The organism is Xanthobacter sp. DMC12 (assembly GCF_056314105.1).
In genome coordinates, this window is record NZ_JBQUYZ010000001.1 from 81,495 (window position 1) to 96,565 (window position 15,071).

Genomic DNA, 15,071 nt, shown 5'->3' on the forward strand with positions numbered 1-15,071 from the left:
CGTCTCGTGCTCCACGCTTCTTGTTTCTGCAGGATCGGGATCTGTCATGTCCATTATTGATTCTTTCCCGCGCGTGCGTGTCCTGTGCCTCGGCGATGTGATGCTAGACCGCTTCGTGACGGGATCGGCCCGGCGCATTTCGCCGGAAAGCCCAGTCCCGGTCCTCTCCGTAACCGGCTCGACCACCATTGCGGGCGGCTCCGCCAACGTGGCGCGCAACATTGCCTCCCTCGGTGGGCAGTGCACGCTCATCGGCGTCACGGGCGCGGATGCGGGCGGTGCCGAACTGCGGCGCATCGTCGATGAAACCCCCGGCGTCGTGTCCATGTTCCTGGCCGCGCCGTCCCGCCCCACGACGGAAAAGGTGCGCTTCGTCGCCCAGGGCCAGCACATGCTGCGCTCGGACAGCGAGGACAGCTCACCGGTCGCGGAGGAGATCGAGGACGCGATCATCGAGCAGGTGGTGGCCGCTCTACCGAAGCACGACGTGCTTGTCCTGTCGGACTATGCGAAGGGGGTTCTGACCCCCCGCGTGATCCGGCGCGCCGTGGAACTCGCCACCCGTCGGGGCGCGCCCATCATCGTTGATCCGAAGACGTCGAACCTCGCGCGCTACGATGGCGCGACGCTGGTCACGCCGAACCTGCACGAAGTCTGGATGGCCACCGGCATCCAGGGCGACGATGATGCCTCCGCCGTCGCCGCGGGCCGCAAGGTGCTGGCCGATACCAACATCGGCGCCGTGCTCGTCACGCGCTCGGAGAAGGGCATGACCCTCGTCCAGAGGGCGGGAGAACCGGTGCATATCCCGACGGCGGCCCGCGAAGTGGCCGACGTGGTCGGCGCCGGCGATACGGTGATCGCGGCCCTGTCCCTGGTCATCGGTGCCGGCGGCGCGCTCGAGGAGGCGGCCTTCATCGCCAATGCGGCGGCGGGCGTCGTAGTGGGCAAGCGCGGCACCGCCACGGTTTCGCGCGCCGAACTGATCGGCGAGCTCGACCGGCAAAGCCCGCCTGAGGGCCCGCCCTCCACGGCCAAGGTGGTCTCCCGCACGGATGCCGCCGCGCAGGTTGCGGCCTGGCAGCGCCATGGGCTCGCGGTTGGCTTCACCAACGGCTGCTTCGATGTGCTGCATGTGGGCCATGTGGGCATCCTCGAATTCTCGCGGGCCCATTGCGATCGCCTCGTCGTGGCGGTGAATGCCGATTCCTCGGTCAAGCGCCTCAAGGGGCCCTCGCGTCCGGTGAATAACGAGGCCGACCGCGCGCAGGTGATCGCGGCGCTCGGGGCGGTCGATCTGGTTGTGGTGTTCGACGAGGACACCCCGAAGGAGCTGATCGAGCAGCTCCAGCCCGACGTGCTGGTGAAGGGCGCCGATTATCAGGTCTCTGAAATCGTGGGTGCCGACACCGTGCTGGCACGCGGCGGACAGGTGCTGCGCTTCGAACTGGTGCCCGGGCGGAGCACAACGAACACCATCCGCCGCATGACAGAGGGCACAGGGGCCAACACGACAGCCCCGGCCGTCTGAGAAAGGCGCTGCACCGCCGCCCCGTCCCGATCCCGTCCACCCTGCGTCCCGCCCACCCTCGTCCCTTGCGCCCTGGGGCCTTTTGGACGCTGGCTTTGGACGCGCTCTGCCCCGCCTGGACCCTTTTCAGATGAAACGTCTTCTCATCTATCGCCTGGGTAGCCTGGGCGACACCATCATCGCCGTGCCGTTCTTCCGGCGCATCGCGGAACTTTATCCGGACCACCAGCGCATCGTGCTCACCAACATCCCCATCTCTTCAAAGGCGGCGCCGTTGATCACGGTGCTCGGCACGTCGCTGGTTCACGGGGCGATTTCCTATCCCGTCGGCACGCGCAGCCCCGCCGCGCTATGGGATCTGCGGCGCCGGCTGACGGCGCTTGAAACGGACACCATGGTCTATCTGATGCCCTCCCGCGGTCTTGCCGGGGTGTATCGGGACGTCGCCTATTTCAAGCTTTGCGGCTTCAGCAACCTGCTCGGCGTGCCGTGGACGCGGGATCTCGACACCTGCCGCATCGCGCCCGGCTCGGGCGAGGAGGAGCCGGAATGCGAACGTCTGGCGCGTGCGCTCAGCTGCCTCGGCCCCATCGACCTGCACGATCAGGCCAATTGGGATCTCTCGCTCGACGCTGGGGAGATTGCGGCCGGCCGTCAGGCCGTGACCGGGCTCGGCGGCGCTCCGGTGATCGCAATCAACATGGGCGGCAAAGCGGCGCAGAAGGACTGGGGCATCGATAACTGGCGCGCCCTTCTGGCGGCGATCGGCAGGAGCCGTCCGGACCATGGCCTGCTCGTGGTCGGGGCGCGCGAGGATGCAGAGCGGGTGACAGCGGTGCGCGATGCGTGGCCTGGTCCAGTGTCCGACCAATGCGGCACGCTCTCACCGCGGGAATCGGCGGCGGCCATCCAAGGTTCGCGGGTTTTCATCGGGCATGATTCGGGCCCGCTGCACCTCGCCTCGGCAGTGCGTGTGCCGTGCGTGAGCCTGTTCGGAGACTTCAACCGGCCGCGAAAGTGGCATCCCTATGTGGGGAATAACCGCACATTGCATGACATGCGCGGCGTCCGCGCCATCGCCGTGGAGCAGGTCGTGTCCGCTGTTTCCGAACTGCTCGGCTGACGGAAGGATCGCGCGCCGTGACCGGGACGATCATCCTGCAACCGCCGACCGGCAGCGAAGGTGCATGCTGACATGAGCCGCCTTCTCGCCTTCCGCAGGGTGGGCTTCACCTTCACCGCGCAGATCTATAACCAGATCGTCATCGTCGCGGTGCAATTGCTGCAGGTGCCGTTCCTGCTCTCCGCCTGGGGGGCGGATCGCTACGGCGGGTGGCTCGTGCTCTATGCGGTGCCAAGCTATCTCACCCTGAGCGACTTCGGCTTCACCCTTGTGGCGAAGAACAGCATGGTGATGCACGCTGCCTCCTCCGATCACGCCGGGGTCTTGCGGGTCTATCACAGCGTCTTCGCCCTGCTGCTGGTGGCTGCGGCGGTTATCATCGCCGCCTGCGGCCTCGGCATCGAGGCCGTCACGCTGACGCAGGCGTTCGCTCTTGGTCCGTTGACCGAGACCGCTGCCAAGCTCACCATTCTTTTCCTTGTGGGCAGCGTGGTGGTGAACCAGTTCCTGCTGCTCCTGTGCGCCGGGGTGCGCGCCGCCGGCCGGCCGGCGGCCGAGGTGACGTGGGGCGCCACCTCGCGCCTGCTGGAGGGCGTCGCCACGGTGGGCGTTGCACTCCTCACCACGCGGGTCGAGCTGGCGGCGCTTGCCGTGCTGGTGATGCGAGTTGCCTGCACGCTCGCCCTGTGGATCTGGCTGCGGAGCACGGCGCCGGACATTCCGCTCGGGCTCAAGGCCGCCCGTCTCGCCGAGATCCGCCGCATGGCCAATCCCTCTTTCAGCTACATGCTGCTCGGGCTCGCGCAGGCTCTGGCGATCCAGGGGCCCATCGTGCTTTTGGGCGCGGTCGCGACCGCGCAGGAAACCGTACTGTTCTCCACTTCCCGGACCCTGGCGCGCATGGGGACGTCCGCTGCCAATCTCGTCAATTACTCCTTTGCGCCCGAATATTCGCGGCTGCATGGGCAGGGCAACACCAGCGCCTTCGCGAGGCTGAAGCGCATCCATGTGGCGATCGGCATCGCGGGCATCCTGGCCTATTGCCTTGGCCTGTGGGCGCTCGGCCCCTACGTGATGGAATTGTGGACGCATGGCCATGTGGCCGTGGTCTATCCCTTCTTTGCCCTGCTCAACGCTGCGGTGGCGGCGGAGATGTGGTGGGGATGCCTGTTCACACCCATCGCGGCCATCAACCGACACGTGCGCCTGTCCTATCTGTTTGTGGGGCTGACCGCCGTGTGCGCGGTGCTCGCCTATGGTTGGGCGCTGTCCGCGGGAGCCACCGGCATCGCGGCGGCGCTGCTGCTGCTCCATGGCGGCATGTCCGTGCTCGTACTAGGGTTCGGGCGATGAGCCGGCTCGAGGCGACAACGGCATGCGACGTTGCCACAAGCTCCACAATGGGGCCGGTTGAACGTATGGTGTCGCAAATCTACTTTGCGATGGCTGATATCCTCTTTGGCGCGCCAAAGTGCAGGGGAATTCATTGCATGTTTCAATCTTCGGGGTTGCAATGCGGTTGCGCCTAAGGGTCATTGCCGGCGTGGACCCACGTCACGGCGGCCCCATCGAGGGCATTCGTCAGCAGGCGCCGTTCCACGCATCCGCGGGCGTCGAGGAGCATGTGGTGTCCCTCGATCCGCCGGATGCGCCCTGGGTGAAGGACTTTCCGCTGAAGGTCTTTGCGTGCGGCGAGCCGATGGATACCACTGATGCGAAACGTCCCTGGCATCGCTACGGCTATTGCCCGGCCTTCATTCCCTGGCTCAAGGCGCATGCGCGCGATTATGACGTTGTGACGGTCCACGGTCTCTGGAACTTCTCGACCATGGGGGCCCGAGCCGCGCTCGTGGGCGGGGGCGTGCCCTATATCGTGATGAGCCACGGCATGCTGGATCCCTGGTTCAAGCGGAACTTCCCCCTCAAGGGCGCGATGAAGCAGGCGCTCTGGTGGTTCAACGAAGGGCCGCTCGTCAACAATGCGCGGGCCGTGCTCTTCACCAGCGAGGAGGAGCGGATTCTCGCCCGTCAGTCCTTCACGCCCTATCGGGCGAAGGAGCGGGTCGTAGCCTACGGCACCTCCGATCCCGGCCCGCTGCGCCCCGGGCAGACCGAGGCGTTTCGCGTGCTGGTGCCCAATCTCCGGCGCCCCTATCTGCTCTATCTCAGCCGCATCCATCCCAAGAAGGGCTGCGATCTCCTCATCGATGCCTTCGCCGAAATCGTGCGCGACGGTGTGGATGTCGATTTGGTCATGGCTGGCCCGGTCGCGGACGATTATTTTGCCGAGCTGAAGGCCCAGGCCGACCGGCTCGGCATCGCCGACCGCATCCACTGGCCGGGCATGCTGCGGGGCGATGCCAAGTGGGGCGGCTTCCACGGGTGCGAGGCCTTCGTTCTGCCTTCGCATCAGGAGAACTTCGGGATAGTGGTGGCCGAGGCGATGGCCTGCGCCAAGCCGGTCTTCATCACCAACAAGGTCAACATATGGCGTGAGGTGGTGGCCGGCGGCGGCTTTGCGGATGAGGACGACCAGTCGGGCGTTGTCCGCCTGCTGCGCCGCTTTGCCGCTCTCAGCCCTGACGAACGTAAGGTGATCGGTGAACGGGCGCGCGCGATATTCCTGTCCTCGTTCGAGGTGAGCCGCGCCGCCGAGGATCTCAACGACGCGTGCCGTGACGCCATGGCCGGCCGAATTTAGGATGCGATACCCATGTATGTGATCACAGGCGGGGCGGGCTTCATCGGCTCGAACATCGCGGCGGCGCTCGATGCCGCAGGCGAGGAAATCGTGATCGTCGATACCCTCGGCACGAACGACGTCAAATGGCGCAACATCGCCAAGCGCCGGCTTCTGGATCTGGTGCGTCCGGAGGCATGCGATGCGTTCCTGAAGGCCAACGCCTCCAAGATCGCCGGCATCGTCCACATGGGCGCCATCTCCACGACCACCGAGACGGACGTTGACCTGATCGTCCACAACAACGTGCGCCTGTCCATCGACCTGTGGACGTTCGCGACGGCCAACCGGATCCCGCTGGTCTATGCCTCATCGGCGGCCACCTACGGCGATGGCGACCAGGGCTTTCTCGACCGCGACGACGACGCCTATCTCTCCGACCTGAGGCCGCTCAATCCCTACGGCTGGAGCAAGAACGTCTTCGATCGCTTCGTGGTTGACCGGGTGAAGCGCGGGGCGCCGACGCCCCCCCTGTGGGCCGGGCTCAAGTTCTTCAACGTCTATGGGCCGAACGAGTACCACAAGGGCGGCCAGCGCTCGGTTGCGGTCCAGCTGTTCGAGCAGATCCGCGACAAGGGGTTCGTCCGCCTGTTCCGCTCCGACAATCCCGACTATGCTGACGGCGAGCAATTGCGCGACTTCGTGTGGGTCGACGACTGCGTCGACGTCGCGCTCTGGGCGCTGAAGACCGAAGGGGTCAAATCGGGCCTCTACAATGTCGGGTCGGGATCGGCCCGCTCGTTCCTCGACAAGGCCAAGATCGTGTTTTCGGCCATGGGCGCGGAGGAACGGGTCGAGTTCATCGATCTTCCGCAGAGCCTCAAGGGCAAGTACCAGTATTATACCTGCGCGTCGCTCGATAAGCTCGCGGCGGCCGGCTATAATCGGCCTACCACGGGGCTGGAAGAGGGGCTGACCCGCTACGTCAAAGACTATCTCTCCTCCGCCGATCAATTCCGGTGATCAGGTCTCATGTCGCATCGGCCGGCTCTTAGGCGAGGGAATGATGGGCGATACTGATATTCTCGACGCGAGCAAGACGGACCCGTGGCGAGGCGGCGCAAGCTTTCCTTTGACCCACCGCCTTTATCGCGTGGCGTTCCAGCTAGCTTGGCTGCTTCTGGCACGCTGGACCCTCCCGATGTGGCATGGATGGCGGAGCCTGATCCTGCGCGTGTTCGGAGCGAAGGTCGGAACTGGCGCGCATGTCTACCCCAGTGCGCGCATCTGGTCGCCCGACAAGCTTGAGGTCGGCGACTTCGCATGTATCGGGCCGGGTGTGAATGTGTATTCAATGGCTCGCATCACACTCGAGCCCTATTCGATCGTCTCGCAGGGCTCCGAACTCTGCGCCGGAACGCACGATATCGAGGATGTGAATTTCCAACTGAAGGCGGCTCCGATCGTCGTCGGCGCGCGTGCTTGGATCGCGGCTCAGGCGTTCGTGGGGCCGGGCGTGACAGTGGGGCGCGGAGCCGTTCTCGGCGCTCGCGGTTGTGCATTCAAGGATCTCGATCCCTGGACGGTATATGCGGGCAATCCGGCCAAGGCGATCAAGCTCCGGCGGGTCCGCTTTCCCGATTGTTCCGACTAGGCGCAACGTCACTCAGGGAACGTCACCTGGACGCGAATGTCGCCATTGCCTCATGAGCGTTGCAGCCATGGTTTGCCAAAGAGTTTCAGGAAATTCTGTCCGAGAGGGGGGGGAGCGGTGCTTGATCTTTCGGTGGTCATCCTTACGCACAACGAAGAGAAGCATATCGCCCGCGGATTGGCCGCCATTCGCAGTATCGCTAAGGAGGTCTTCGTCATCGACAGTTTCTCTACCGATCGCACCGTCGAGCTCGCGGAGGCAGCTGGTGCGGTGGTTCTCAAGAACAAGTTCGTCAACTATGCTAAGCAGTTCGAGTGGGGGCTCCAGAATGCGCCGATCACCGGCGCCTGGGTGATGCGTCTCGATGCAGACGAGGTGATCGAGCCAGACCTTGTTGCGGAGCTTGAAGCTAAGCTGCCTACGATCGGTGCTGACGTGGTCGGTATCAATCTTAAGCGCAAACACATCTTCATGGACCGCTGGATTCGTCACGGCGGCCGCTACCCTCTTATCCTGCTACGGATTTGGCGACACGGCCACGGGCGGATCGAGAGCCGGTGGATGGATGAGCACATGATTACATGGGGTGGCCGGACCGTGACTTTTGACGGCGGATTCTCGGACCACAATATCAATGATCTCACGTTCTTCACCGATAAACACAACAAATATGCGACCCGCGAAGCCATCGATATTCTAAATCGGAAATATAACCTATTCCCAATGGACGAGGAGCTTCCGAGCGAGGCAGTGTCCTTCCAGGCTTCGGTCAAAAGATGGGTCAAGGAGAAGGTTTATAACAAGCTCCCGCTCTGGGCCGGTCCAACAGGATTTTTTGTGTATCGTTATGTATTCAAACTGGGATTCATGGATGGGCAGCCGGGCCTGATCTATCACTTCCTGCAAGGTGGATGGTATCGCTTCCTGGTCGGGGCCAAGGTCGTCGAATACGAGCGCGAGCTCGCCACCTGCGCCGGCGACGACGAACGTCTCGAGAGGCTAGAGAAGCTCACCGGCCACCGCCTGCGCAGCGCCGGTTGAGGCATAAAGGGCGGAGCGCCATCATCACCAGCGAAAGGATATAGCGTGGCAGTTCTCGTAACTGGTGGAGCGGGATACATTGGAAGCCACACCGCTCTTGCGCTGTGTGATCGCGGTGAAGCTGTGGTCGTACTGGACGACCTGTCTTCAGGCTTCGACTGGGCCGTGCCCGGAGCCGCACAGCTCGTGATCGGCGACGTCTCCGACCAGGTTCTTGTAAGTCGATTGATTGTCGAACACGGCATCACCGAGATCATCCACTTCGCTGCACGCATTCTGGTCCAGGAATCCGTAGGCGATCCCCTGCGTTATTACCTGGGGAACACCGTGAAGACGCGTGCTCTACTGGAAACTGCGCTTGCCCACGGCGTCACACGCCTCATTTTTTCCTCTACCGCTGCGGTCTATGGCGAAGCGAAAGTCGAGATCATCCCGGAGGATCAGCCTACTGCCCCGATCAACCCTTATGGGCGGTCCAAGCTGATGAGCGAATGGATGCTAGCCGATGTCGCGCGTGCCCATGGGCTGGCCTATGTGGTGCTGCGGTATTTTAACGTAGCCGGGGCCGATCCCGCGGGCCGCTCGGGAGAGACGCGGCGCGTTGCGACCCATCTTGTCAAGGTCGCGAGCGAGGCCGCTTCAGGGGTGAGACCGGGCGTTGAAATCTTCGGCACGGATTATCCCACGCGGGACGGCTCCTGCATACGCGATTACGTGCATGTCACCGACCTCGCCAGCGCCCATGTGGCGGCATTGGACCATCTGCGGTCGGGTGGGGCGAACCTGACGCTCAACTGCGGCTACGGGCGCGGCTTCTCGGTCAGGGAAGTCGTGGAGGTGGTCAAGCGCGTGTCAGGGGTCGACTTCCCGGTGAAGCTGTCGGGTCGCCGACCCGGCGACCCTGCTTGCCTCGTTGGTGCGGCGGACCGCATCCGCGCCCACCTTGGCTGGACGCCGCAGCTTGACGATCTGGAAACCATCGTGCGCCACGCCCTTGGCTGGGAACAGCGGCTGGCCAGGAGGAACGCACAGACGAATTAGGAATGGCCGAGCGGCTGGACGAGCCGCCTTCAATAGCCGTGACCTGACTGACCTGAGCCCCTGATCCTCCTCCAGATTTAGGTAGAGTCCGTCGATCATGGAGACGGACGATGCGAGCCTCACGGTTCACAGAGGAACAGATCATCGGGATGCTGAAGGTGCAGGAGGCGGGCGCGAAGACCGCTGACGTCTGCCGCAAGCACGGCATCTCCTCGGCGACCTTCTACAAGTTCAAGGCCAAGTACGGCGGCATGGATGTGTCCGATGCCCGGCGGCTGAAGGCGCTTGAGGAAGAGAACGCTCGGCTGAAGAAGCTGCTGGCTGAGCAGATGCTCGACAACGCCATCCTGAAGGATGTCGGCGCAAAAAAATGGTGACGCCCGATGCAAGGCGCAAAGCCGTGGCTCATGCCTGTGCCAGGCACGGGGTGAGCTAGCGTCGGGCGTGTCAGGCGCTGGGCGTTGATCGCGTCAGCGTGTGCTACCGCAGTGTACGTCCCGATGACGCCAGCCTGCGGGAAGCCATGCGGGCCGTGGCCGGCGAGCGCCGCCGCTTCGGCTACCGGCGTACCCACATCATGCTGAGGCGCCAGGGCATCGTCAGGAACCAGAAGAAGCTGCGCCGGCTCTACCGGGAAGAACAGCTCCAGGTGCGCCGGCGCGGAGGACGCAAGCGCGCGCTCGGCACTCGGCGTCCGATACTGGTGCCGGATCGGATCAACGTCCGCTGGAGCCTCGACTTCGTGTCGGACGCCTTCACGGACGGTCGGCGTTTCCGTGTGCTGGCCGTGGTCGACGACTTCAGCCGGGAGTGCCTGGCGCTGGTCGCCGAAACCTCGCTCTCGGGTCTTCGGGTGACGCGCGAGCTCGACGCGCTGCTCGCCATCCGGGGCAGGCCTGCGGCCATCGTTTCCGACAACGGCACGGAGCTCACCTCGATGGCCATTCTCAAATGGTGCCAGGGAGCGGCGTCGAATGGCACTACATTGCTCCCGGCAAGCCGATGCAGAACGGCTTCGTCGAGAGCTTCAACGGCCGGTTCCGGGATGAATGCCTGAATGAGACCCTCTTCTCGAGCCTGGGCCAGGCCCGTTCCGCAATCGCCTCATGGAAGGAGGACTACAACCTGAACCGCCCCCATTCCGCCCTCGGCAATCGATCCCCCGCCGGGTTCGCCGCAAAAATCCCACTGGAAATCCAGGCCGCTTGAGGCCAAAAATCAACCCTCGGGAAAAAGGGCTCAGGTCAGCCGCCGGAAACGTGGAAGCGCATCAGGTTGCCTTGCAGAACCGAACGTCGGAAGGGGATGATATGTTGAACCGCATTCTTCGCGGATTTAGGAGCTTTGACCGTATCGGTGAAGTTGCGACCTGCTTCAGGAACGTTAACGATGCGCCAAATGTCGTCTTGTCGTTCATTGGTCTGAAGCAGAACCAATACCCGATCCAAGTGGCGGACAAAGCTGGGCGCTTGCTGACGCTCTATGATTTTGCTGATTTGACAACTCTCTGGGCTGTGTGGTGTGCCGGCGAGTATAGCATTCCCCGCGATAGCCGCGTGGTGCTCGACCTCGGCGCCAATATTGGGGCCTTCTCGCTGTTCGCTCTGGCATCGGCGCCGGTATGCCGCGTGGTCGCCGTTGAGCCCTTTCCCTCCACCTTTGTGAAATTGGTAAAGACGGTCGAACTCAACAACCTTCAAGGGTTTGTCAACTGCGAGATGGTGGCCATCTCCGATAAGGCCGACACGCTCTTCATGTCGTCTGACCAAGCGATCGAAAGCCACTCCCGAAAGGTGTCCGCGGAGCGTGGCGATGGTGACGACATCGAGGTTCCGTCGATGGGCATTGCAGACATCTTGAAGAAATACGAAATCGATGAAGTCGACTATCTGAAGTCTGACATTGAAGGCGCCGAGGTTCAGTTGTTCGACGGCACGCCCGAGGACATTCTGCGGCGGGCGCGGAAGATCGGTGTCGAGTGTCATAGCGCCGCGGGGCAGGCCACCGTATGGAAGAAGCTCGATCGGTCCGGATTCAAGCTTGATCGGGTAACGCGCGGCTCTCACTATGGAAATGCGTCCACCGCCGAGTTCATTCGCCAGTAGGTGGACAGTCTGCAGGTTGCATCGTGGACTACAGCAGTCGGTGACACAGTCGCGTCGATCCTTCTGTCCGCCAGCTACACACGCCTCGGCACCTGCCCGGCGATGGCGCGCTCCAGCTCTCGGTTGATCCTGCGGATTACCCGGGACATCTCGAAATGGCGGAGGAAGGCGTCCCGCGCAGCGTAACCCATGTCTTCGCGGGCCGTGGGGGACAGCGCCAAGAAGGTTTTCAATAGCCGGATGGTCCCCTCCAGATCATCATTTTCGATGATCCCGGCCCCGGCCTCCCTGACCTCGGTCCAGATTTGGACTTTGTCGCTAATGAGCACGGGACGCCCTGCGGCGAGGGCTTCCGCCACCGCGATGCCGAAATTCTCCTGGTGCGAGGGGAGGACGAACGCCTCGCACCCCCTGAACGCGCCCCATTTGATGTCGCCGGATACCATGCCCGTCCAATGGATGCGATCGGCGATCCCGCGCGCCGCGGCGCGCCGCTCCAATGCGGGACGCCAGTTCGTCTGGTCGGGGCCTGCGATCACAAGATCCAGGTCGGATCGCGCGGTTGCAGTGGTGGCGAAGGCCTCGATCAGGAGGTCGCAGCCCTTCTTTTCATGAATGCGGCCGAGGAAAAGAAGATACGGCCTGCGGTCCAGGGCAGGTACTGCACGCCGAAAGGCTGCTTCCTGAGTGGCAGGGTCTCCGAAAATGTCCGCTGTCCCGAACCCTACGACGCATTCCCGGACGCGGTAGGGCCAGAAGATGCCGCGCGAGGTCTCTTGCTCGCAAGTGGTCGTGAAAAAAACCGCCGAAGCGCTATTGAGCAATGGCCCCTCATTGAACAACCAGAATACCTGCTTCAGCCAGCCTTTTGCCGGATAAGTCTTGCGGAACCATGGATCCAGCATGCCGTGGGGGAATACAACATAGGGCACGCCGGTACCGACGAGTGCTCGCCGAGCGGCCATGGTCGCGTAATTCCAAAGGCCGTCGACGACAACGACATCATAGTTCGATGCGTTCTTGCGGAGCCACGGCACTATCGCGGATTCATAGCCATAATGGTTCCACCACGGCCTCCGGTCGGCCGGGGATGCCTTGCCTAACGCGAAAGTGGGGACGGGGCATGCGGCCACCGCCACCGAATCCGGTGCATCCAAACACGCGATGTGGGTGGAATGGCCATCGAGGCGGCCAAATGCTGCTTGCTGGAAAACGCCTTCTGCCGGCCCGCCGCCCAAAGCGGAAACCGACGAAATAACATGAAGTATTCGCATGCAGGCACCGCCTGACGATGGTCGTTTCGTTCAACTGCGGACCGGGGCGTGCTGCTATTGAACGGCTCTCTTGCCAGAGGTATGACTCTGCGGCTCTATTTGGCTTTGTAAGGCGATCCAGTTGCCTCCCGGCGCCTAGGTACCCCGCGATAGATCATTGTCTCCATGGCTTAGGTGCAGTTTGCTGGGTTGTGCCGAGGCTGTCTATCACCTATTTGGGGTATGCTGAGGGGCAGGGGACCAGCTAACCTATCGGCCGCAGTCTCCGTGGCGCACGCCCAAACGGCATAGAATCGAGTTGCAGGGTCGGAGCTTCCCAACCAGCTGTATCGCAGCGGTCGGTCGCGGCCTAAAGGGCTTTCAGGCTCCTCGCCGCGCCTGCGGGATGCTTCAGGAGCCGCGCATTCTTTCGCAAGAACCGTCTATTGTCAGAGGCGGCTAGATCCGTAGATGAGCCGCTCGTCTGCAGGTCGAGACGAAGCTCTTTGGGGCATCGCCTCGTTATCGCGCGCGAAGACATGCTCGGCTAGTCGGCGACAACTGCGAGACAGAGCAACCGGTTCGCCCGCTCATTGGTGGACGCGGCGCCCTCAGCCGACCGCGATCTCCTTGCCGCTCGCGCCCCATTCGGTCCAGGAGCCGTCGTAAAGGGCGAGGGGCTGCTTGCCGATCATCTCCAGCGCCACCCAGAGGATCGCGGCCGAAACGCCCGAGCCGCACGAGGTGATGACGGGGCGGGCGAGATCTAGGCCCGAGCCGTCGATGGCCTTGCGCAACTCGGCGGGCGGCAGGAGGCGGCCGTCCTTCACCAGCTTGCCGTGGGGCAGGTTTAGGCTGCCCGGCATGTGGCCGGAAGGCAGGCCCTCGCGGGGCTCCGGCGCTTCGCCGCGGAAGCGAGCGTCCTGGCGAGCGTCCAGCACCTGCGCGGAGCCGGTCTTGAGCGCCTGATCCACCCGCTCGATGTCGGCGACGAGGGAATGGTCGAAGCGCGGGGTGAAGCTCGCCGGCAGGCGACGCACCGGGCCATCTTCCAGCGGGCGGTTTTCGGCCTTCCACTTGGGCAGTCCGCCATCCAGCAGCTTCACGTCGCTCCCACCGAACGCGCGGAAGGTCCACCACACGCGCGGCGCGGAGAACAGGCCGACGGAATCATAGACGACGATGCGCAGCCCGTCCCCGATGCCCTGCGCGCCCACGGCCACCGCAAAGCTGTGTGCGTCCGGCAGCATGTGCGGCAGGGAGGTGGAGTGATCGGCGATGGTGTCGATGTCGAAATGCACCGCGCCGGGAATGTGCTCGGCGAGATATTCCTTCGCGCCGCTGCGGCCCGCGGCGGGCATATGCCATGAGGCATCCACAACCACGAGGTCCGGCGCGCCGAGATTGGCCGCGAGCCATTCGGTGGAGACGAACGGGCTCTCGGAGGTATCCACCGGCAGGGTAGTCTCGGACGCAGTGCTCATGACGATCTCGCGCGCATTCGGGCGGGGCGCGGTTTCCTCGGCCGGAACGCGCCCCGCGTCAAGCCGTCAGACGAGGACGTTCGGCACCTCGGCCTTGCGCTCCAGCCACGCTGGCACCGGCAGGTTCTTGGAGCGCAGGAATTCGGGGTTGAACAGCTTCGACTGGTAGCGGGTGCCATAGTCGCAGAGGATGGTCACGATGGTGTGGCCCGGCCCAAGCTGCTTCGCGAGGCGGATCGCCCCGGCGACGTTCACGCCCGATGAGCCGCCCAGGCACAGGCCCTCATGCTCCAGCAGGTCGAACACGACGGGCAGCGCCTCCTCGTCGGGGATCTGGAAGGCGGCATCCACCGGCGCATCCACGAGGTTGGCGGTGATGCGCCCCTGCCCGATGCCCTCGGTGATGGAGGAGCCCTCGGCCTTCAATTCGCCGGTGGTGTAATAGGAATAGAGCGCGGCGCCCATGGGATCGGCGAGGCCGATCTTGATGTCCTTGTTGCGCTCTTTCAGGGCGATGCCGATGCCGGCGAGCGTGCCGCCGGTGCCGACGGCGCAGATGAAGCCGTCCACCTGGCCCTGCGTCTGCTCCCAGATTTCTGGGCCGGTGGTGTCGATATGGGCCTGTCGGTTGGCCACGTTGTCGAACTGGTTGGCCCAGATGGCGCCGTTCGGCTCTGTCTTGGCCAGCGCCTCGGCAAGGCGGCCGGAGACCTTCACGTAATTGTTGGGGTTGGCGTAGGCCACGGCCGGGACTTCCACCAGCGTGGCGCCGGCGAGCCGCAGCATGTCCTTCTTCTCCTGGGACTGGGTCTCAGGGATCACGATCACAGTGCGGAAACCCAGCGGCGCGGCGACCAGCGCGAGGCCGATGCCGGTGTTGCCGGCCGTGCCTTCCACGATAACGCCGCCGGGCTTCAGCTCGCCCCGCGCCACCGCGTCCTGGATGATGCCGAGCGCCGCGCGGTCCTTGACCGACTGGCCGGGATTGAGAAATTCCGCCTTGCCGAGAATCTCGCAGCCGGTCTCCTCGGAGGCCCGCTTCAGACGGATAAGGGGTGTGTTTCCGATGGAGTCCACAAGGCCGTTACGGATCATGGAATAAATGCCTTCATCGCAATGTGAAATTTAATGGGCCCTATGCTGCCTCGGCGCGCGTCTC

The 15,071-nt window shown here is 63.8% G+C and carries 12 protein-coding genes and 1 pseudogene; 10 read left to right on the forward strand and 3 right to left on the reverse strand.

Annotated features, from left to right (window positions below; translation table 11 throughout):
* Window positions 1-46: 46 nt before the first annotated feature.
* The 10 genes and pseudogenes from rfaE1 to ACT535_RS00385 all read left to right on the forward strand — a co-directional run bounded on the left by rfaE1 (window position 47) and on the right by ACT535_RS00385 (window position 11,175).
* Window positions 47-1,531 carry a D-glycero-beta-D-manno-heptose-7-phosphate kinase gene (gene rfaE1, locus ACT535_RS00340; protein WP_168456649.1) on the forward strand — a complete coding sequence of 495 codons (1,485 nt, stop codon included), beginning with the start codon at window positions 47-49 and terminating at the stop codon, window positions 1,529-1,531.
* A gap of 130 nt (window positions 1,532-1,661) precedes the next feature.
* Entirely contained in the window at window positions 1,662-2,654 is a 993-nt protein-coding gene (locus tag ACT535_RS00345; RefSeq protein WP_476362960.1) for a glycosyltransferase family 9 protein, read from the forward strand.
* A gap of 72 nt (window positions 2,655-2,726) precedes the next feature.
* The gene (locus ACT535_RS00350) at window positions 2,727-4,007 is read left to right on the forward strand and encodes a lipopolysaccharide biosynthesis protein (RefSeq protein ID WP_476362961.1); all 1,281 of its coding nucleotides are present in this window, start codon (window positions 2,727-2,729) and stop codon (window positions 4,005-4,007) included.
* A gap of 190 nt (window positions 4,008-4,197) precedes the next feature.
* Window positions 4,198-5,355, forward strand: coding sequence for a glycosyltransferase (locus tag ACT535_RS00355; protein ID WP_476362962.1), 1,158 nt, complete (start codon window positions 4,198-4,200; stop codon window positions 5,353-5,355).
* 12 nt (window positions 5,356-5,367) lie between these two features.
* Window positions 5,368-6,357, forward strand: coding sequence for an ADP-glyceromanno-heptose 6-epimerase (gene rfaD / locus ACT535_RS00360; protein ID WP_168456653.1), 990 nt, complete (start codon window positions 5,368-5,370; stop codon window positions 6,355-6,357).
* A 40-nt stretch (window positions 6,358-6,397) separates the two neighbouring features.
* Window positions 6,398-6,988 carry a putative colanic acid biosynthesis acetyltransferase gene (locus tag ACT535_RS00365; RefSeq protein ID WP_210254264.1) on the forward strand — a complete coding sequence of 197 codons (591 nt, stop codon included), beginning with the start codon at window positions 6,398-6,400 and terminating at the stop codon, window positions 6,986-6,988.
* A gap of 117 nt (window positions 6,989-7,105) precedes the next feature.
* The gene (locus ACT535_RS00370) at window positions 7,106-8,029 is read left to right on the forward strand and encodes a glycosyltransferase family 2 protein (RefSeq protein WP_476362963.1); all 924 of its coding nucleotides are present in this window, start codon (window positions 7,106-7,108) and stop codon (window positions 8,027-8,029) included.
* A gap of 45 nt (window positions 8,030-8,074) precedes the next feature.
* A complete protein-coding gene (gene galE, locus ACT535_RS00375) occupies window positions 8,075-9,070 on the forward strand; it encodes a UDP-glucose 4-epimerase GalE (RefSeq protein WP_168456655.1) in 996 nt (331 codons plus the stop codon).
* Window positions 9,071-9,180: 110 nt separating this feature from the next.
* A pseudogene (locus ACT535_RS00380) lies at window positions 9,181-10,379 on the forward strand (IS3 family transposase).
* A gap of 1 nt (window position 10,380) precedes the next feature.
* Window positions 10,381-11,175 (forward strand): FkbM family methyltransferase, encoded by a 795-nt coding sequence (locus tag ACT535_RS00385; protein ID WP_476362964.1) that lies wholly within the window; start codon window positions 10,381-10,383, stop codon window positions 11,173-11,175.
* A 74-nt stretch (window positions 11,176-11,249) separates the two neighbouring features.
* Here the strand turns inward: ACT535_RS00385 and ACT535_RS00390 are convergent, their stop codons facing one another.
* The 3 genes from ACT535_RS00390 to ACT535_RS00400 form a co-directional block, all read right to left on the reverse strand.
* On the reverse strand, window positions 11,250-12,449 hold the full coding sequence (locus ACT535_RS00390; RefSeq protein WP_476362965.1) for a glycosyltransferase: 1,200 nt from the start codon (window positions 12,447-12,449) through the stop codon (window positions 11,250-11,252).
* A 590-nt stretch (window positions 12,450-13,039) separates the two neighbouring features.
* A complete protein-coding gene (sseA, locus tag ACT535_RS00395) occupies window positions 13,040-13,912 on the reverse strand; it encodes a 3-mercaptopyruvate sulfurtransferase (protein ID WP_476362966.1) in 873 nt (290 codons plus the stop codon).
* 66 nt (window positions 13,913-13,978) lie between these two features.
* A complete protein-coding gene (locus ACT535_RS00400; protein WP_476362967.1) occupies window positions 13,979-15,007 on the reverse strand; it encodes a cysteine synthase A in 1,029 nt (342 codons plus the stop codon).
* Window positions 15,008-15,071 lie beyond the last annotated feature (64 nt).

Excerpts from the sequence above, each read along its gene's own strand:
- rfaE1 (WP_168456649.1), top strand. The coding sequence starts at position 47 with ATGTCCATTATTGATTCTTTCCCGCGCGTGCGTGTCCTGTGCCTCGGC.
- ACT535_RS00345 (WP_476362960.1), top strand. The coding sequence starts at position 1,662 with ATGAAACGTCTTCTCATCTATCGCCTGGGTAGCCTGGGCGACACCATC.
- ACT535_RS00350 (WP_476362961.1), top strand. The coding sequence starts at position 2,727 with ATGAGCCGCCTTCTCGCCTTCCGCAGGGTGGGCTTCACCTTCACCGCG.
- rfaD (WP_168456653.1), top strand. The coding sequence starts at position 5,368 with ATGTATGTGATCACAGGCGGGGCGGGCTTCATCGGCTCGAACATCGCG.
- ACT535_RS00365 (WP_210254264.1), top strand. The coding sequence starts at position 6,398 with ATGATGGGCGATACTGATATTCTCGACGCGAGCAAGACGGACCCGTGG.
- ACT535_RS00385 (WP_476362964.1), top strand. The coding sequence starts at position 10,381 with ATGTTGAACCGCATTCTTCGCGGATTTAGGAGCTTTGACCGTATCGGT.
- ACT535_RS00390 (WP_476362965.1), bottom strand. The coding sequence starts at position 12,449 with ATGCGAATACTTCATGTTATTTCGTCGGTTTCCGCTTTGGGCGGCGGG.
- sseA (WP_476362966.1), bottom strand. The coding sequence starts at position 13,912 with ATGAGCACTGCGTCCGAGACTACCCTGCCGGTGGATACCTCCGAGAGC.
- ACT535_RS00400 (WP_476362967.1), bottom strand. The coding sequence starts at position 15,007 with ATGATCCGTAACGGCCTTGTGGACTCCATCGGAAACACACCCCTTATC.